Genomic DNA, 16,599 nt, shown 5'->3' with positions numbered 1-16,599 from the left:
GGGGTGGGGTCTGTCGATTGGCTGCAAGCACCGGACCCTGCACAACCAAGACCACGGCGCTGCCGAATCGGCAATGCCACGATCTCTGTCATCAGGTCCAGCCGCGGTTCATCGACGGTTCTGGTTAAACGTCTCCGGGAATATCTTATTTCTCACCATTCGAAACAATTAGGAATTTTGGGAAGATCTTGGTTAACTTTTCATACGGAATGCGCAGTTTACCTGCAGGGGAAGCTGAAAATTTTACTATCACCTGAGGTGCGGCTTCATGAAGAGCACGCGATGCACGGATTGAAATATCTTTTGATAGACAACTTGATATTGTTTCAGCATTGTTCAGAAGTTGCATCGAACGACAGGCGTTCAAGCTCCGATAAGGGACGGGGCTGTTGCACACTGATTGGGGGCATTTATGAAGAATGCAGCTTTTGCAGCCATGTTGGGGGCTCTGGCTGTTACCGGCTGTGCGTCTATAACCGCGGGCACCACTCAGTCCGTGGCCGTTAACACGCCATCAAAGGATGGCGCGGAATGCAAACTGTCCAACGAGAAGGGCAGTTGGACAATCCCGAAGACGCCGGGAGCGACGACCGTTACGAAGGCTTATGGCGATTTGACCGTAGCCTGTGAGCATGGTGACGGATCGAAGGGGTCGGCGTCGGTCACGTCCAGCACTGCGGGTGCTGCGTTCGGCAACATCATTGCTGGGGGAATCATTGGCGCAGCGGTCGATATGGGATCCGGCGCCGCCTATATTTATCCATCGAGCGTGTCGGTCGTCCTGGCTCCGCCTGCCGGAAATGTCCCCACTGGTGGCGCTTCACAAGGCGCCCCGTTGGTCATGAACCCGGTCACGGCGCCTCGGCTGAGCAAGGACGACGCCGAATCCAAGTTGAAGGATCTGGCCTCGCTCAAAAAGCAGAAGCTGATTACTGAAGCGGAATATCGCGACCGGTCGCGCGAGATTTTGGGACAGATGTAAAGCGGCTGCGCACATCTCCTTTTGGGGGTGTGCGCATTCGGCTGCGGTCAAGTTGGCTGGATGTTTTGGCGGAAGAGGTGGGATTCGAACCCACGGTAGGCTCACACCTACGACGGTTTTCAAGACCGTTGCCTTAAACCACTCGGCCACTCTTCCCTCGGTCCACGGGAGTAGCGAATGCGTCGCGGTGGGTCAAGTGTCGCGCGCAAGCTGCTGCGTTTTGCCCCTCAGTTCCGTATCGGGCGGCCCAGCGTGCGCAGGCGGCGGGTCGGTTTCGGCGGGCTGGGGCTGTCGGTGAAGTCGGGCAGGGCGGGGGCGCGGGCTATCGTCTTGCGGATCAGCTCGGCCGTGGCGTCCAGATCGTCCAGAATCTCCGGCGCCACGCGGTCGGCATAGCGGGGGCTCAGCAGGCGGGTGCGGGTCTGGTCGATGCTGCGCAGTTCGGGCTCGAACAGCTCGCGGGCACCAATCGGCAGGACTTGGTCCTCGCGCATGCTGGAGAAGTAATTGCGCATCGTGCGGGCCAGCATGCGGGTCAGCAGGAGATCCATCCGCTCGAATTCGGCGCGCAGGTCGGTCAGGCGCGACTCGTCCACCCCCTGGAGATGCTCCTCGGTCAGGGTGAACAGGGCGCGGATCTCCTCCACCTTGCGGCGGAAGTCGAGGAAGGAGGCGAAACGGTCGTCGCCCATGTCGCGCTGGGCGCGGTCGGCAAGCTGGGAGGCTTCGGTCGCCTGACGCTCCAATGCCGCCAGCAGAGACTTCACCCGTTCCCGGCTTTTATCGCGCCCCCACGCCATGCCCGCTCCGCACTCCCCGATGACCGCGCCAACCCGGCTTTCGGCCGGGCAACACGGTCATCGTAGAAGCGAAACTTTTAACAAAATGCTTTTATCACGGACTTTCCACAGCCGGCGCACCTGCGCCGGTCAGGCGTCGCGCAGTTCCAGGATCACCGGGGTGTGGTCGGACGCCTTTTCCAACCCGCGCGGGCCGCGGTCGATGGTGCAGCCGGCCAGACGGTCGGCGGCCTGCGGCGACAGCAGGAAATGGTCGATGCGCAGGCCGTTGTCGCGCGGCCAGCTGCCGGCCTGATAATCCCAGAAGGTATAGGCGCGGTCGTCGTCATGCAGGGCGCGGTAGGCCTCGGTCAGGCCGAGATTCAGCAGGGCGCGGAACTTGGCCTTCGATTCCGGCCGGAACAGCGCATCGCCGGCGAAGGCCTGCGGCGAGAAGACGTCGCGCGCCTCGGGGATGATGTTGTAATCGCCGCCCAATACCACCGGGATTTCCTGCGCCAGCAGGGCCCGGGCGTGGTCATACAGCCGGTCCATCCAGCGCAGCTTGTAGGCGAACTTCTCGCCCGGCACCGGGTTGCCGTTGGGCAGGTAGAGCGAGGCGATGCGCACGCCGGACACGGTGGCCTCGACATAGCGGGCCTGCTCGTCCTCCGGCTCGCCCGGCAGGCGGGTCAGCACATCCTCCGCCGGGGCCTTCGACAGTAAGGCGACGCCGTTGTAGGCCTTCTGTCCGACGGCATTGACGTGATAGCCGAGCTCCTCGAAGGCCGCAGTCGGGAAGGCGGCGGTCTCGCATTTGATTTCCTGGAAGAGCACGACATCCGGAGACGCCGTGCGCAGCCAGTCGGTGATCAGCGGAAGGCGGGCCTTCGCCGAGTTGACGTTCCAGGTGGCGATCTTCACGAAAAAGGCCTGCCTTCTCTTCTTGTTCTTCCGGTCTCAGACCGCGGCCTTATACCGCGGCCTCAGACCGCGAAGGAGTTGCCGCAGCCGCAGGACGCGGTGGCGTTCGGGTTGTTGATCTGGAAGGCGGCGCCCATCAGATCCTCGACATAATCCAGCGTCGCGCCGGCCAGCAGGTCGAGCGAGGCGTCGTCGGTGACCACCTTCGTGCCGTCCTTCTCGAAGACATGGTCCTCGTCGGTCGCGGTCTCGTCGAAGGTGAAGCCGTACTGGAAGCCGGAGCAGCCGCCGCCGGACACGGTCAGGCGCAGCATCAGCTTGGGATTGCCCTCCTGCTCGATCAGGAAGGCGACACGCTTGGCGGCGCTTTCGCTGACGCCGAGGACGCGGGTTTCGGTGGGGAGTGCGGTGTCGGGCATGGGGTGGCCCCTCTGGTGCGGTGCGGGAGTTGCCACAAATGTAAGGGGGATCGGTGTCTTCGTCAAAGTATGGGCACCGTTGCGGGAAAGCGTTGCGCATCTGGCACGCTCTGCCGCCGGCTGGCCCAACGCCTGGGCATAGCACGCCTTCGCCGTTGCACCTGCGTTTCCCCGCCGGTAGTGTCCGCCCCATGACGGCGGACTGTTCCCACGATCGGCTGGCTCCCTATGCCTGCAACCCGGCGGACACGGGCGGGCGGCTGGTGGCGGAGCCGGAAAGCCCGACGCGCTCGTGCTTCCAGCGCGACCGCGACCGCATCGTGCATTCCGGAGCCTTCCGCCGGCTGAAGCACAAGACGCAGGTCTTCGTCTATCACGAGGGCGACTATTACCGCACCCGGCTGACCCACAGCCTGGAGGTGGCGCAGATCGCCCGCTCGATCGGCCGCACGCTGGGCCTGAACGAGGATCTGGCGGAGGCGGTGGCGCTGGCCCACGACCTCGGCCACACCCCATTCGGCCATGCCGGGGAAGAAGCGCTGAACGCCTGCATGGAGCCGTTCGGCGGCTTCGCCCACAACGACCAGACGCTGCGCATCCTGACGCGGCTGGAACGGCGCTATGCCGAGTTCGACGGGCTGAACCTGACCTGGGAAGCGCTGGAGGGCGTGGTCAAGCACAACGGCCCGCTGCTGCCGCTGCTTCCCGGCCATCGCCTGCCGACCACCATCGCCGCCTTCCAGGGCGAGTGGGATCTGGAGCTGCACACCAATCCGGGGGCCGAGGCCCAGGTGGCGGCGCTGGCCGACGACATCGCCTATAACAACCACGACATCGACGATGGCTTGCGCGCCGGCCTGTTCACGGTGGACGAGGTGGCGGAACTGCCGCTGGTCGGTCCGCTGGTCCGCGAGGTCTGCGACCGCTATCCGGGACTGGAGCGCTCGCGCCTGATCCACGAGACGATCCGGCGCATGATCAACGCCATGGTCGTCGATCTGGTGACGGAGACGCGGCGGCGGCTGGCGGAGCACAGGCCGGGAAGTGCGGCGGAACTGCGCGCTCTGCCGCTGGCGATGGTCAGCTTCTCCGACGGGATGCTGGAGGCGCAGCGGCCCTTGCGCGCCTTCCTGCGCCAGCGCATGTACCGGCACTATCGCGTCAACCGCGAGATGAGCAAGTGCAAGCGCGTGGTGCGCGCCCTGTTCCAGCTGTTCATGGACGAGCCCAATACCCTGCCGACCGAATGGCAGCGCGATATCGCCAAAAATGGGGGTGACGCCGATCTTGCGGTGCGCGCCCGTCATGTGGCCGACTATATCGCCGGCATGACCGACCGCTATGCGCTGGCCGAACATGACCGGCTGTTCGACCTGCATGTGAAAACCTGACGCCTGAAGACCTGAGCCGCAAGGCTCCTGTGACCTCCTGAAAAGACGACCTGAGACGATGAATATTTTCAAGGCCTTCGAGACCGATATTCGCAAGCTGCTGGAAGAGCTGGCCGCCGAGGGTGCCATCCCCGCCGGGCTGGACGGCAGCCGTCTGACGGTCGAGCCGCCGCGCGAGGCCTCGCATGGCGACCTGTCCACCAACGCCGCGATGATCCTGGCGAAGCCGGCGAAGATGGCGCCGCGCGCGCTGGCGGAGCTGCTGGTCGCCAAGCTGAAGGGGCGCGCCGACGTGGCGTCGGTCGAGATCGCCGGTCCGGGCTTCGTCAACCTGCGCCTGACGCCGGACGTCTGGCGCGACCGCATCCGCGACGTGCTGACCGCCGGCACCGCCTATGGCGACAGCGAGCTGGGGGCCAAGACCCCGGTCAATGTGGAGTATGTGTCGGCCAACCCGACCGGCCCGCTGCATGCCGCCCATGGCCGTGGCGCCGTGTTCGGCGATGCGCTGGCAGCGCTGCTGCAGAAGGCCGGCTATGCCGTCACCCGCGAATACTACATCAACGATGCCGGCGCGCAGGTCGACGTGCTGGGCCGCTCCACCTTCATCCGCTACCGCGAGGCGCTCGGCGAGCAGGTCGGCGAGATTCCGGCCGGCCTCTATCCCGGCGAGTATCTGAAGGAGGTCGGCCAGGCCCTGGCCGAGCGCGACGGCAACCGCTGGGTCGGCACCGACGAGTCCGAATGGCTGCCGGCCTGCCGTGACTTCGCCATCGGCATGATCATGGGCTGGATCCGTGAGGATCTGGGCGCTCTCGGCGTCACGATGGATGTCTACAGCAGCGAGCGCGCCCTGGTGACGGCGGGGGCCGTCCAGACGGCGCTGGCGGCGCTGGAGGAACGCGGCTTGATCTACACCGGCGTGCTGGAACCGCCGAAGGGCAAGAAGCCCGACGATTGGGAGCCGCGCCCGCAGACCCTGTTCAAGTCCAGCGACTTCGGCGACGACGTCGACCGGCCGCTGAAGAAGTCCGACGGCTCCTTCACCTATTTTGCCAACGACATCGCCTATCACTACGACAAGTACCGGCGCGGTGCTGCGTCGCTGATCGACGTGCTGGGCGCCGACCATGGCGGCTACGTCAAGCGCATGCAGGCGGCGACGCGGGCGATCTCCGGCGGTGCCGCCGAGCTGGACGTGAAGCTGTGCCAGCTGGTTCATCTGATGCAGGACGGCCAGCCGGTGAAGATGTCCAAGCGCGCCGGCACCTTCGTGACGCTGCGCGACGTCATCGATCAGGTCGGCAAGGATGTCGTCCGCTTCATCATGCTGACCCGCCGCAACGACCAGACGCTGGACTTCGACTTCGCCAAGGTGACGGAGCAGTCGAAGGACAATCCGGTCTTCTACGTGCAGTACGCCCACGCCCGCTGCCGCTCGGTCCTGCGCCATGCCGCGACCGCCCTGCCGCAGCTGGACCAGACGCCGGCCTCGCTCGCCGCCGCGGCGAACCTCGGCCGGCTGGACAGCGAAGAGGAGATGGCGCTCGCCAAGCGCATGGCCACCTGGCCGCGCGTGGTCGAGGCGGCGGCCGAGGCGCATGAGCCGCACCGCATCGCCTTCTTCCTCTACGACCTCGCCAGCGACTTCCACGCCCTGTGGAACCGGGGCCGCGACGATGCCTCGCTGCGCTTCCTGATCGAGGGCGATGCGGAACTGACGACGGCCCGTCTGGCGCTGATCGCCGCGGTGGCGACGGTCATTGCCTCGGGCCTGACGGTGATGGGCGTGGAACCGGTGGAGGAATTGCGTTCATGAAATACGACGGCGACGTCAACTACGCGGCCAATCCCTATGGGATGCCGCCCCGACAGTCCGCGAACAGGCGCGGGCTGCTGGCGCTCGGCTTCGCCGTGGTCGGCGTCGTGACGTTCGCCGGTGCGGCGGTGATCGGGCTGCGCGGCCCGTCCCGGCTGTCCGGCGACGGGCCGCCGCTGCTGACCGCGGAAGCCGGCCCGTCCAAGGCCCGCCCCGACCAGCCGGGCGGGATGGAGGTGCCGCACCAGGACATCCTGGCCTATGAGCGGCTGCGCGACCATGACGGCGGCCGCGGCAATCAGGTGGAACGGCTGCTGCCGCCGCCGGAGGTGCCGCTGCCGCGTCCGGTGGTGACGCCGCAGATGCCGGCCGTGGTGCCGCTGCCCTCGGTGCCGTCGGTGGCCCAGCTGCCGCCGGGCGCGACCGCCACCGTGCCGCGCGACAACGTCGCCGCGGCGGTCGCGGCGGCGGTTCCGCTGGCCGCTCCGGAACCGGCGCCCGGTCTGCCCGCCGCCACGTCGACGGCGGTCGTTCCGGCCCCGGCGGCGCAGGTTCCGGCCATCCAAACGCCCGCCATCCAAAATCCGCCCAGCATCGCCGCCAAGCCGCAGCAGCCCCCGGCCGCTCCGGCCAAGCCGGCTCTGCAGCAGCAGGTCGCTTCGGTCGCCAAGCCTCCCGCTCCGCCGGCCACGCCGCCGGCGCAGCAGAACGCCGCCCCGTCGATGGGGCAGCTGATCGCCAAGCTGGAAGCGGCGTCGATGCCGGCGGCTCCGGCCAAGGCTGCTCCCCAGCCTGCCAAGCCCGCGGCGGCGTCCGCTCCCACCTCCGCTCCGGCGGCCGGTGGCAGCGGCGGCTGGCGCGTCCAACTGGCGTCGGTGCGCAGCGAGGGCGAGGCCGCGGCCGAATGGCGCCGCCTTGCCGGCCGCCACCCCGACGCGCTCGGCGGGCTGTCGATGCAGGTCGCCAGGGTCGATCTCGGCGAGAAGGGCATCTTCTATCGGGTGCAGGGCGCCGGCGCCGACGAGACGCGGGCCAAGTCGGCCTGCGCCCAGCTGCGCGCGCAAAATGTGGGGTGTGTGGTTGTCCGTCCCTGATTCTTTTGGTCCTGGCTCTTTGGGTTCCGATTCGGTGAGTTCCACCCAGGTCACCCACCCGCGCGCGGTCGTTTTCGGCTGCGCCGGGCTGGAGGTGACGGCCGACGAGGCCGCCTTCTTCCGCGATGCCGATCCGCTCGGCTTCATCCTGTTCCGCCGCAACTGCGACAGCCGCGACCAGATGCGCCGGCTGGTCGACGATCTGCGCGCCAGCGTCGGCCGGGCCGACGCCCCGGTCCTGATCGACCAGGAGGGCGGCCGGGTCGCGCGCATGCGGCCGCCGCATTGGCCGGCCCACCCGCCGATGGGCGTCATCGGCGCGCTTGGCGAACGCGATGCCGCCGCTGGGCACGAAGCTGCCTGGATCAACGGACGGCTGCTCGCCCACATGCTGACGGAGGTCGGCATCACAGTGGATTGCGCGCCGGTCTGCGACGTTCCGGTGGAGGGCGCGCACGACATCATCGGCGACCGTGCTTTCTCGCGCGACCCAGCATTGGTGATCGACCTCGCCCGCGCCACCGCCGACGGGCTGCTGGCCGGCGGGGTGCTGCCGGTGATCAAGCACATCCCCGGCCATGGCCGCGCCTTCACCGACAGCCATGCCGAGCTGCCGGTGGTCGAGGCCGGCCGCGCGGCGCTGGAGGCCACCGACTTCGCCCCCTTCCGCGCCTTGGCAGACCTGCCGCTGGCGATGGTGGCCCATGTGGTGCTGAAAGCCATCGACCCGACCGCCCCCGCCAGCACCTCGGCGATTGTGGTGCGCGAGGTGGTGCGCGGGCCGTCCATCGGTTTCGGCGGCCTGCTGTTCAGCGACGACCTGTCGATGAACGCGCTGCGGGGCGACCCGAGGACGCGGGCCGAAGCGGTGCTGGCGGCCGGCATGGATGTCGTGCTCCACTGCAACGGCGATCTGGCCGAGATGCGGTCGATCCTCGACGCCGTTCCGCTGCTGAGCGGGGTGGCGGCGGAGCGCTGGGCGCGGGCGGAAGCGATGCGCCATGCGCCGGAGGCGGCGGACATCGCGGCATTGACGAACCGGCTGGCCGAGCTTCTCGGCACGGCGCAGACCTGACGGACGGGAGCGGACGATGGAGGAATGGATCTTCCAGGTGACGGCCGTGGCCCTGCCGGCCATCCTCGCCATCACCCTGCATGAGGCGGCGCACGGCTTCGTCGCCTGGAGACTGGGCGACGACACCGCCTATCGGCTGGGCCGTGTCACCTTCAACCCGATCCGCCACATCGACCCGTTCGGCACGGTACTGCTGCCGGCGCTGATGTATTTCACCACCGGCTTCGTCTTCGGCTGGGCCAAGCCGGTTCCGGTCAATTTCGCCCGGCTGGACCATCCGCGCCGCGACATGGTGTGGGTGGCACTGGCCGGTCCGGGGACCAACTTCCTGCTGGCGGTGGCGTCGGCGGTGATCTGGCGGCTGGTCAATCCGGAAAACAGCTATATCGAACTGTGGATCCGCTCCGCCGCCGAGGTCTCGGTGCTGGTCAACGTCATCCTGATGGTGTTCAACCTGATCCCGCTGCCGCCGCTGGACGGCGGGCGCGTCGCGGTCGGCATCCTGCCCGATGTTCTGGCGGTGCCGCTGGCGAAGCTGGAGCGCGTCGGGCTTCTGATCCTGATGGCGGCCTTCTTCCTGCTGCCGATGCTGGGGCGCCAGATCGGCATGGATCTCAGCGTCATGCATTGGGTGCTGGGTCCGCCCGTCGATGCGGTGATCGATTTCATCCGCGTCCTGACCGGCAACGACTGATAGGGTATCGAATGGCCGATCTGCTGGCCGAGCACGAGGCCGACACCGCCGCACCCGTGGCCGCAGTCGCGGAGGAGTCGGCGTCCGAACAGCTGTTGCTGGTCCTGGACGGCTTCGAAGGGCCGCTCGACATGCTGTTGGCTCTGGGGCGTGACCAGAAGGTCGACCTGACACGCATCTCCATCCTGGAACTGGCCGACCAGTATCTCACCTTCGTAGCCGAGGCGCGGAAGGTTCGGCTGGAACTCGCCGCCGACTATCTGGTGATGGCGGCATGGCTGGCCTACCTGAAGTCGCGGCTGCTGCTGCCCGAACCGGAGGGGGAGGAGCCGTCCGGCGAGGACATGGCCGCCGCACTCGCCTTCCAGCTCCAGCGGTTGGAAGCGATGAAGGGCGTTGCCGAAAAGCTGTTCGCCCGCCCGCGGCTGGGCATCGACCTCCACCCGCGCGGCGCGCCGGAGGATTTGGATCTGCGCCGCAAGTCGGTCTACGAGGTCACGCTGTTCGACCTGCTGCGCGCCTACGGCCAGCAGCGCGCCCGCAAGGAATCGGGCGTCCTGCACATCGCCCCGGTCCGGCTCTATTCGATGGAGGAGGCGGTGCAGCGGCTGTCCTCGCTGCTGGGCCGCATGCCGGACTGGGCGACGCTGGCGAGCTTCCTGCCGGGCGGGGAGGGCGGCGGTCTGCTGACCCGCTCGGCGCTCGCCGCGCATTTCGCCGCGACGCTGGAACTGGCCAAGGCCGGCCGGGTCGAACTGCGGCAGGAGGGCGCCTTCGCCCCGCTCTATGTCCGCGGGCGGGAGGCCGGTTCCCGGGACGGCGACATTTCGGAAGAAGCGCAATCGCATGATTAAGGAAGTCACCGACGCCCACGAGGTGGAGGCCCGCATCGGCAAGCTGCGCCTGCTGGAAGCCCTGCTGTTCGCCTCAACCGAGCCGCTGGACGAGGAAACGCTGGCCGGCCGCATCGGGCCGGAGGTCGGCCTGCTGCTGGAAGAGCTGCGTGCCCATTACGCCCCGCGCGGCGTCACTCTGGTTCGCACCGGCGGCGGCTGGGCCTTCCGCACCGCGGTCGATCTGGCGCCGGAGCTGCGGCGCGAGGAGGAGGTGTCGCGCAAGCTCTCCCGCGCCGCCATCGAGACGCTGGCGATCATCGCCTACCACCAGCCGGTGACCCGCGGCGAGATCGAATCCATCCGCGGTGTCGCGACCAGCAAGGGCACACTGGATTTGCTGATGGAGCATGGCTGGATCCGGCCGGGCAAGCGGCGGGAGACGCCGGGCCGGCCGCTGACCTGGATCACCACCGACCATTTCCTCGACCATTTCGGGCTGGAGACCTTGCGCGACCTGCCCAGCGTCGACGACCTGCGCGCCGCCGGCCTGCTGGACAGCCGCCCGGTGCTGCTGGGGCTGGGGGCGACGGCCGACGACAGCGCGCTCGGGACGGGCGACGAGACATAAGCCGCAGGCGGGGGCTCGGTTTTTCTCCGCCGCCCGCGCGAATTCCCGTGAAACCTCAATGACAACCGGTTAAGGATGGTGGGGGCAACGTTGCGGCACCCCGGCCTTTCTGCCATAGTGCCGGCCCGCCGCAAAGGCCGTTCAAACGTGATAGGCGCGCCATGGGTTCCTTCAGCATCTGGCACTGGATCATCGTTCTTCTGATCGTTCTTCTGCTGTTCGGCGCCGGTAAGCTGCCGAAGGTGATGGGCGATCTCGCCAAGGGCGTGAAGTCCTTCAAGGCGGGGCTGCAGGACGACAGCGACGATGCCACTCCCGGCGCGAACGCCCAGGGCGCCAACGCCAAGACCATTCCGAACCAGCCGGCCAACACGGCCGAAGCCGCGGCCAAAAAGGACGAGGCGGTCCGCTGACCGGCGGGCGCGCGGCTGCCCCTCCGGGCGCCGCACGCCACCCTGCCCACCGCATTCGTGAAGCCGGAAGAACATGTTCGACATCGCTTGGTCCGAACTGATGGTGATCGCCGTCATCGCCCTTGTGGTCATTGGCCCCAAGGATCTGCCCAAGGCGATCTTCACGCTCGGCAAATGGGTGCGTAAGGCGCGGGTCGTTGCGCGCGAATTCCAGACCCACATCGACGACATGATGCGGGAAACCGAGTTGGACGAGCTTCGCAAGGAAGCGCTGAAGACCCGCGACCTGAACATCAAGAAGATGATGGAGGACACCATCGACCCGAAGGGGGAGGTGGGCAAGGCCTTCGACGTCAAGGAATTCGACGCCAAGGGATTTGATTCGGGCTTGAACGGCCATGCCGGCAGCACGCCGGAACCCGACCTGCCCCAGGCGCCGACCCCGCAGCCGGCGGCTCCGGCTGCTCCGGCGGTGACGGACAGCGTGGGGCCGGCCGGCGCGCCGTCGCCGATCACGACGTCACCGATCACCACCGAACCCGCTCCGCCGGCTCCGGTGCCGCAGCCCGCTCCGGCCCCGCGGCCGGACGCCGTGGCCGCCCCCAGCCGACCGACAAGCAGACCTGAAGACAAAGACGGCCCATGACCGGCGATACGCAGCAGGACGAACTCGAAGACAGCAAGATGCCGCTGATCGATCATCTGATCGAGCTGCGGAACCGGCTGATGTGGGCGATCGGCGCAATCCTGATCGCCTTCCTGCTATGCTATGCGGTGTCGGACAAGATCTACAATTTCCTGGTCCAGCCGCTGGCCGACATCCTGGCGGGGCAGGGGCGCCGGATGATCTACACCGGCCTGACCGAAGCCTTCTTCACCTATGTGAAGGTGGCGTTCTGGGCCGGCTGCTTCATCTCCTTCCCGGTGATCGCCAGCCAGATCTGGATGTTCGTGGCGCCCGGCCTCTACAAGCACGAGCGCAAGGCGTTCCTGCCCTTCCTGATCGCCACCCCGGTGATGTTCCTGACCGGCGCCGGCATCGTCTATTACTTCATCTTCCCGATGGCCTGGCGCTTCTTCCTGGGCTTCGAGTTCCACCCGGACGGCAGCAACGCCCTGCCCATCGAGTTCGAGGCGCGCGTCGGCGAATACCTGCATCTGGTAATGTCGCTGATCTTCGCCTTCGGCATCGCCTTCCAGCTGCCGGTGCTGCTGACCCTGCTGGTCCGCGTCGGCATCATCAGCACCGACGCCCTGGCGTCGAAGCGGCGCTACGCCATCGTCGGCGCCTTCATCGCCGCCGCGGTGCTGACCCCGCCCGACGTGATCAGCCAGGTCAGTCTGGCGCTGCCGCTGATCGCGCTCTACGAAATCGCGATCATCATCGGACGCCGGATCGAAAAGGCACGGGCTGCAGCGGAAGCCGAGTGATCGGCGGCACCGCGCACGCAGCATTTTGCCTGCGGTGACCTAGGGTAATAATCCGTCCGTCATGGACATGCCGCCATTCTCGCGCTAAAAGCACGGTTCGGCCAACAAAAGGGCCATAGCCGCGCACCCGGAGCCTTGACCGTATGCAGACCGCCAACGACATCCGTCGCACGTTCCTGGATTTCTTCGCCAAGCAGGGCCATCAGAAGGTCGAGTCGTCGCCGCTCGTGCCGCGCAACGACCCGACGCTGATGTTCACCAACGCCGGCATGGTCCAGTTCAAGAACGTCTTCACCGGTGCCGAGACGCGGCCCTACAAGCGCGCGGCCACCTCGCAGAAATGCGTGCGCGCCGGCGGCAAGCACAACGACCTCGACAATGTCGGCTACACCGCGCGGCACCACACCTTCTTCGAGATGCTGGGGAACTTCTCCTTCGGCGATTATTTCAAGGACGACGCCATCGCGTTCGCCTGGAACCTGATCACCAAGGAATACGGTCTGCCGGCCGACAAGCTGCTGGTGACGGTCCACACTTCCGACGAGGATGCGGCGGGCATCTGGCGCAAGGTCGCCGGCCTGTCGGACGACCGCATCATCCGCATCCCGACCGACGACAATTTCTGGCGCATGGGCGACACCGGCCCCTGCGGCCCGTGCTCGGAGATCTTCTTCGACCACGGCCCGTCGATTGCCGGCGGCCCGCCGGGCAGCCCGGACCAGGATGGCGACCGCTTCATCGAGATCTGGAACCTCGTGTTCATGCAGTATGAACAGCTGGGTCCGGACAATCTGGTGGCGCTGCCCAAGCCGTCCATCGACACCGGCATGGGGCTGGAGCGTCTGGCCGCCGTCCTGCAGGGCAAGCACGACAACTACGACATCGACCTGATGCGGGCGCTGATCATGGCGTCGGCCGAGGCGACCAAGACCTCGCCCGACGGCGCCCATGCCGTGTCGCATCGCGTCATCGCCGACCATCTGCGCTCCACCTCCTTCCTGATCGCCGACGGCGTGCTGCCGTCGAACGAAGGCCGCGGCTATGTGCTGCGCCGCATCATGCGCCGCGCCATGCGCCACGCCCACATGATCGGCGCGCGCGAACCGCTGATGCACCGTCTGGTCCCGGCGCTGATCCAGCAGATGGGCGACGCCTATCCGGAGCTGAACCGCGCCCGCGCCCTGATCGTCGAGACGCTGAAGCTGGAGGAGACCCGCTTCAAGCAGACGCTGGAGCGCGGCCTGCGCCTGCTGGAGGACGAGGTCGGCCATCTGGGCGAAGGCCAGCCGCTGGCCGGCGACGTCGCCTTCAAGCTGTACGACACCTACGGCTTCCCGCTCGACCTGACGCAGGACGTGCTGCGCGGCCAGGGCCGCGGTGTCGACGAGGCCGGCTTCAAGGCAGCGATGGACGAGCAGCGCCGCAAGGCCCGCGAATCCTGGGCCGGCTCGGGCGAGGTCGGCACCGAGAAGCTGTGGTACGAGATCAAGGACGAGCTGGGCGCCACCGAGTTCTTCGGCTACGACACCGAAGTCGCCGAAGGCAAGGTGACCGCCCTTATCAAGGGCGATGCCCGTGTCGATGCTGCCAACCTTGGCGATCAGGTGCTGGTCGTCGTCAACCAGACGCCCTTCTACGGCGAATCGGGCGGTCAGGTCGGCGATGCCGGCGTGATCTTCTCCGCCGGCGGGGCCGAAGTCGCGGTGTCCGACACGCTGAAGAAGCTGGGTGCCGTGTGGGCCCATGTCGGCACGGTCACCAAGGGCACGCTCAAGGTCGGCGATGTGGTCGAACTGCGTGTGGACACCGAGCGCCGCTCCGCCATCCGCGCCAACCACTCCGCCACCCACCTGCTGCACGAGGCGCTGCGCCATCGCCTGGGCGACCATGTCACCCAGAAGGGCTCGCTGGTGGCGCCGGAGCGTCTGCGCTTCGACATCAGCCAGCCGACCGGCCTGACCGGTGCCGACATCGCCGCCATCGAGGACGAGGTGAACCGCCGCGTGCTGGCCAACAGCGAGGTCATCACCCGCCTGATGTCCCCGGACGAGGCCCGCGCCCAGGGCGCCATGGCGCTGTTCGGCGAGAAGTACGGCGATGAGGTCCGCGTCGTCTCGATGGGCGGCCCGCATGGCGAGCAGGATCGCGACTATTCCATCGAGCTGTGCGGCGGCACCCATGTCCGCCGCACCGGCGACATCGGCGTGTTCAAGATCGTCTCCGAAGGCGCTGTCGCCGCCGGCGTCCGCCGCATCGAGGCGCTGACCGGCACCGGCGCCAAGGCGTGGCTGTCCGAGCGCGACCATCTGCTGACCGAGGCGGCCAGCGTCCTGAAGGTGAAGCCCGACGAGGTCCCGACCCGCGTGGCGGCCCTGGTCGAGGAGCGCCGCAAGATGGAACGCGAGCTGGCCGAGTTGCGCCGCCAAGTGGCGATGGGAGGCGGCGCCAAGGCCGACGGCGGCAACGAGGCCAAGGATGTGGCCGGCGTCAAGGTCGCCGCCCGCGTGGTCGAAGGCCTGCCGGCCAAGGACCTGAAGCCCATGGCCGACGAACTGAAGAAGCAGGTCGGCTCCGGCGTCGTCGTGCTGATCGCGTCCAACGAGGGCAAGGCCTCCATCGTCATCGGCGTGACCGACGACCTGACCGCGACCCTCAGCGCCGTCGATCTGGTCCGTGTCGGCGCTGAGGCGCTGGGCGGCAAGGGCGGCGGCGGCCGGCCGGACATGGCGCAGGCCGGCGGCCCCGACGCCTCGCTGGCGCCGGCGGCCATCGAGGCCATCGAAAAGGCGATTGCGGCCAGGAAGGCCTCCTGATCGCGATGAACACCGGCCCCCGGATCGCTCCGGGGGCCGTTTTTCTGTTTGTGCCGTCTTGATAAGGTCCGGCGATGGAACTCCCGACTCTTCCCTTCACCGTGACCGACTGGTCCGCCGTTCCCGTCACCGAACATCCGGGCGAGACCGGGCTTGCCCGCTGGCGCAGCTTCCACGCCGGGGAACTGCGGGTGCGGTTGGTCGAATACACGCCGGGCTATCTGGCCGACCATTGGTGCGACCGCGGCCATGTGCTGTTCGTGGTCAGCGGCGAGCTGATCACCGAGCTGAAGGATGGCCGCCGCTTCGTCCTGACTGCGGGCATGAGCTATCAGGTGTCCGATTTCGGCGACCATCCGCACCGCTCCTCGACCGAAATCGGCGCCACCCTGTTCATCGTCGACTGAAGCTTTCTGCTTGAGGGAGCCTGATCCATGCGCTTCACCGGTACCGATCGCTACGTTGCCACCGACGATCTGATGGTGGCGGTCAACGCCGCCATAACGCTGGAGCGTCCGCTTCTGGTGAAGGGCGAACCGGGGACCGGCAAGACGGTGCTGGCGGTGGAGATCGCCCGGGCGCTGAACAAGCCGCTGCTGTCCTGGCACGTCAAATCGACCACCAAGGCGCAGCAGGGCCTCTACGAATACGATGCGGTCAGCCGGCTGCGCGACAGCCAGCTGGGCGAGGCGAAGGTCCATGACATCGCCAACTACATCGTCCGCGGCAAGCTGTGGGAAGCCTTCGAAGCGCCGGACTCCCCGGTCCTGCTGATCGACGAGATCGACAAGGCTGACATCGAGTTTCCCAACGACCTGCTGCTGGAGCTCGACCGCATGGAGTTCCACGTCTACGAGACCCGCCAGACGATCAAGGCGGCCAAGCGCCCCATCGTCATCGTCACCTCCAACAACGAGAAGGAACTGCCGGACGCCTTCCTGCGCCGCTGCTTCTTCCACTACATCCGCTTCCCCGAGCGTGAGACGATGGAGCGCATCGTCGAGGTTCATTATCCCGGCCTGAAGTCGGCCCTGCTGCGCGAGGCGCTGAACCTCTTTTATGACCTGCGCGAGGTTCCGGGCCTGAAGAAGAAGCCCTCCACCTCGGAACTGCTGGACTGGATCAAGCTGCTGATGGTCGAGGATGTCGATCCGGAGACCCTGCGCGCCAAGGATGCCCGCACGCTGATCCCGCCGCTGTGCGGTGCGCTGCTGAAGAACGAGCAGGACGTGCACACGCTGGAACGGCTGGCGTTCCTGGCCAAGCGGGGGCGGTGAGGGGCTGCCGCCCGCCCCTCAAAC

17 protein-coding genes and 1 tRNA gene are annotated in these 16,599 nt (G+C 67.3%); 14 read left to right on the top strand and 4 right to left on the bottom strand.

The window, feature by feature from the left end; all coding sequences use genetic code 11:
* Window positions 1-412: 412 nt before the first annotated feature.
* Window positions 413-982, top strand: a complete 570-nt coding sequence (locus GBZ48_RS34170) for a hypothetical protein (protein WP_174475100.1) — start codon at window positions 413-415, stop codon at window positions 980-982.
* 66 nt (window positions 983-1,048) lie between these two features.
* On the opposite strand, the gene GBZ48_RS34165 is transcribed toward GBZ48_RS34170, so the two are convergent.
* The 4 genes from GBZ48_RS34165 to erpA form a co-directional block, all read right to left on the bottom strand.
* A tRNA-Ser gene (locus tag GBZ48_RS34165) sits at window positions 1,049-1,138 on the bottom strand.
* A 71-nt stretch (window positions 1,139-1,209) separates the two neighbouring features.
* The gene (locus tag GBZ48_RS34160) at window positions 1,210-1,782 is read right to left on the bottom strand and encodes a hypothetical protein (RefSeq protein ID WP_174475099.1); all 573 of its coding nucleotides are present in this window, start codon (window positions 1,780-1,782) and stop codon (window positions 1,210-1,212) included.
* Between the two features lie 129 nt (window positions 1,783-1,911).
* Window positions 1,912-2,685: an exodeoxyribonuclease III gene (gene xth / locus GBZ48_RS34155; protein WP_174475098.1), complete on the bottom strand. Its 774-nt coding sequence runs from the start codon at window positions 2,683-2,685 to the stop codon at window positions 1,912-1,914.
* A 62-nt stretch (window positions 2,686-2,747) separates the two neighbouring features.
* Window positions 2,748-3,104 carry an iron-sulfur cluster insertion protein ErpA gene (gene erpA, locus GBZ48_RS34150; protein WP_174475097.1) on the bottom strand — a complete coding sequence of 119 codons (357 nt, stop codon included), beginning with the start codon at window positions 3,102-3,104 and terminating at the stop codon, window positions 2,748-2,750.
* 191 nt (window positions 3,105-3,295) lie between these two features.
* On the opposite strand from erpA, the gene GBZ48_RS34145 reads away from it, so the two are divergent.
* The 13 genes from GBZ48_RS34145 to GBZ48_RS34085 all read left to right on the top strand — a co-directional run bounded on the left by GBZ48_RS34145 (window position 3,296) and on the right by GBZ48_RS34085 (window position 16,575).
* Entirely contained in the window at window positions 3,296-4,495 is a 1,200-nt protein-coding gene (locus GBZ48_RS34145; protein ID WP_174475096.1) for a deoxyguanosinetriphosphate triphosphohydrolase, read from the top strand.
* A 58-nt stretch (window positions 4,496-4,553) separates the two neighbouring features.
* Window positions 4,554-6,314, top strand: coding sequence for an arginine--tRNA ligase (gene argS / locus GBZ48_RS34140; RefSeq protein WP_174475095.1), 1,761 nt, complete (start codon window positions 4,554-4,556; stop codon window positions 6,312-6,314).
* Window positions 6,311-7,408, top strand: coding sequence for an SPOR domain-containing protein (locus GBZ48_RS34135; protein WP_174475094.1), 1,098 nt, complete (start codon window positions 6,311-6,313; stop codon window positions 7,406-7,408). Before argS ends, GBZ48_RS34135 begins: the two co-directional genes overlap by 4 nt.
* Entirely contained in the window at window positions 7,380-8,483 is a 1,104-nt protein-coding gene (nagZ, locus tag GBZ48_RS34130; protein WP_174475093.1) for a beta-N-acetylhexosaminidase, read from the top strand. The genes GBZ48_RS34135 and nagZ overlap by 29 nt, the downstream gene beginning before the upstream one ends.
* Window positions 8,484-8,499: 16 nt before the next feature.
* The gene (locus GBZ48_RS34125) at window positions 8,500-9,177 is read left to right on the top strand and encodes a site-2 protease family protein (protein WP_174475092.1); all 678 of its coding nucleotides are present in this window, start codon (window positions 8,500-8,502) and stop codon (window positions 9,175-9,177) included.
* An 11-nt stretch (window positions 9,178-9,188) separates the two neighbouring features.
* On the top strand, window positions 9,189-10,031 hold the full coding sequence (locus tag GBZ48_RS34120) for a segregation and condensation protein A (protein ID WP_246307658.1): 843 nt from the start codon (window positions 9,189-9,191) through the stop codon (window positions 10,029-10,031).
* Entirely contained in the window at window positions 10,024-10,641 is a 618-nt protein-coding gene (scpB, locus tag GBZ48_RS34115; RefSeq protein ID WP_174475091.1) for an SMC-Scp complex subunit ScpB, read from the top strand. Before GBZ48_RS34120 ends, scpB begins: the two co-directional genes overlap by 8 nt.
* Before the next feature lie 161 nt (window positions 10,642-10,802).
* Window positions 10,803-11,054, top strand: coding sequence for a twin-arginine translocase TatA/TatE family subunit (locus GBZ48_RS34110; RefSeq protein ID WP_174475090.1), 252 nt, complete (start codon window positions 10,803-10,805; stop codon window positions 11,052-11,054).
* Window positions 11,055-11,127: 73 nt separating this feature from the next.
* The gene (gene tatB / locus GBZ48_RS34105; protein WP_246307657.1) at window positions 11,128-11,700 is read left to right on the top strand and encodes a Sec-independent protein translocase protein TatB; all 573 of its coding nucleotides are present in this window, start codon (window positions 11,128-11,130) and stop codon (window positions 11,698-11,700) included.
* Entirely contained in the window at window positions 11,697-12,485 is a 789-nt protein-coding gene (gene tatC / locus GBZ48_RS34100) for a twin-arginine translocase subunit TatC (protein WP_109050505.1), read from the top strand. The genes tatB and tatC overlap by 4 nt, the downstream gene beginning before the upstream one ends.
* A 143-nt stretch (window positions 12,486-12,628) precedes the next feature.
* Window positions 12,629-15,298, top strand: coding sequence for an alanine--tRNA ligase (gene alaS, locus GBZ48_RS34095; RefSeq protein WP_174475089.1), 2,670 nt, complete (start codon window positions 12,629-12,631; stop codon window positions 15,296-15,298).
* Between the two features lie 74 nt (window positions 15,299-15,372).
* Window positions 15,373-15,705: a DHCW motif cupin fold protein gene (locus GBZ48_RS34090; protein ID WP_042692172.1), complete on the top strand. Its 333-nt coding sequence runs from the start codon at window positions 15,373-15,375 to the stop codon at window positions 15,703-15,705.
* Between the two features lie 27 nt (window positions 15,706-15,732).
* Entirely contained in the window at window positions 15,733-16,575 is an 843-nt protein-coding gene (locus GBZ48_RS34085) for an AAA family ATPase (protein WP_174475088.1), read from the top strand.
* Window positions 16,576-16,599: the final 24 nt, after the last annotated feature.

It is taken from the genome of Azospirillum melinis (genome assembly GCF_013340935.1).
Taxonomy (GTDB): Bacteria; Pseudomonadota; Alphaproteobacteria; order Azospirillales; family Azospirillaceae; genus Azospirillum; species Azospirillum melinis.
The sequence above is the reverse complement of the archived record's forward strand: the minus strand, read 5'-3'. Positions and strand labels throughout refer to the sequence as shown.

Excerpts from the sequence above, each read along its gene's own strand:
- GBZ48_RS34170 (WP_174475100.1), top strand. The coding sequence starts at position 413 with ATGAAGAATGCAGCTTTTGCAGCCATGTTGGGGGCTCTGGCTGTTACC.
- GBZ48_RS34160 (WP_174475099.1), bottom strand. The coding sequence starts at position 1,782 with ATGGCGTGGGGGCGCGATAAAAGCCGGGAACGGGTGAAGTCTCTGCTG.
- erpA (WP_174475097.1), bottom strand. The coding sequence starts at position 3,104 with ATGCCCGACACCGCACTCCCCACCGAAACCCGCGTCCTCGGCGTCAGC.
- GBZ48_RS34145 (WP_174475096.1), top strand. The coding sequence starts at position 3,296 with ATGACGGCGGACTGTTCCCACGATCGGCTGGCTCCCTATGCCTGCAAC.
- argS (WP_174475095.1), top strand. The coding sequence starts at position 4,554 with ATGAATATTTTCAAGGCCTTCGAGACCGATATTCGCAAGCTGCTGGAA.
- GBZ48_RS34135 (WP_174475094.1), top strand. The coding sequence starts at position 6,311 with ATGAAATACGACGGCGACGTCAACTACGCGGCCAATCCCTATGGGATG.
- nagZ (WP_174475093.1), top strand. The coding sequence starts at position 7,380 with ATGTGGGGTGTGTGGTTGTCCGTCCCTGATTCTTTTGGTCCTGGCTCT.
- GBZ48_RS34125 (WP_174475092.1), top strand. The coding sequence starts at position 8,500 with ATGGAGGAATGGATCTTCCAGGTGACGGCCGTGGCCCTGCCGGCCATC.
- GBZ48_RS34120 (WP_246307658.1), top strand. The coding sequence starts at position 9,189 with ATGGCCGATCTGCTGGCCGAGCACGAGGCCGACACCGCCGCACCCGTG.
- scpB (WP_174475091.1), top strand. The coding sequence starts at position 10,024 with ATGATTAAGGAAGTCACCGACGCCCACGAGGTGGAGGCCCGCATCGGC.
- GBZ48_RS34110 (WP_174475090.1), top strand. The coding sequence starts at position 10,803 with ATGGGTTCCTTCAGCATCTGGCACTGGATCATCGTTCTTCTGATCGTT.
- tatB (WP_246307657.1), top strand. The coding sequence starts at position 11,128 with ATGTTCGACATCGCTTGGTCCGAACTGATGGTGATCGCCGTCATCGCC.
- tatC (WP_109050505.1), top strand. The coding sequence starts at position 11,697 with ATGACCGGCGATACGCAGCAGGACGAACTCGAAGACAGCAAGATGCCG.
- alaS (WP_174475089.1), top strand. The coding sequence starts at position 12,629 with ATGCAGACCGCCAACGACATCCGTCGCACGTTCCTGGATTTCTTCGCC.
- GBZ48_RS34090 (WP_042692172.1), top strand. The coding sequence starts at position 15,373 with ATGGAACTCCCGACTCTTCCCTTCACCGTGACCGACTGGTCCGCCGTT.
- GBZ48_RS34085 (WP_174475088.1), top strand. The coding sequence starts at position 15,733 with ATGCGCTTCACCGGTACCGATCGCTACGTTGCCACCGACGATCTGATG.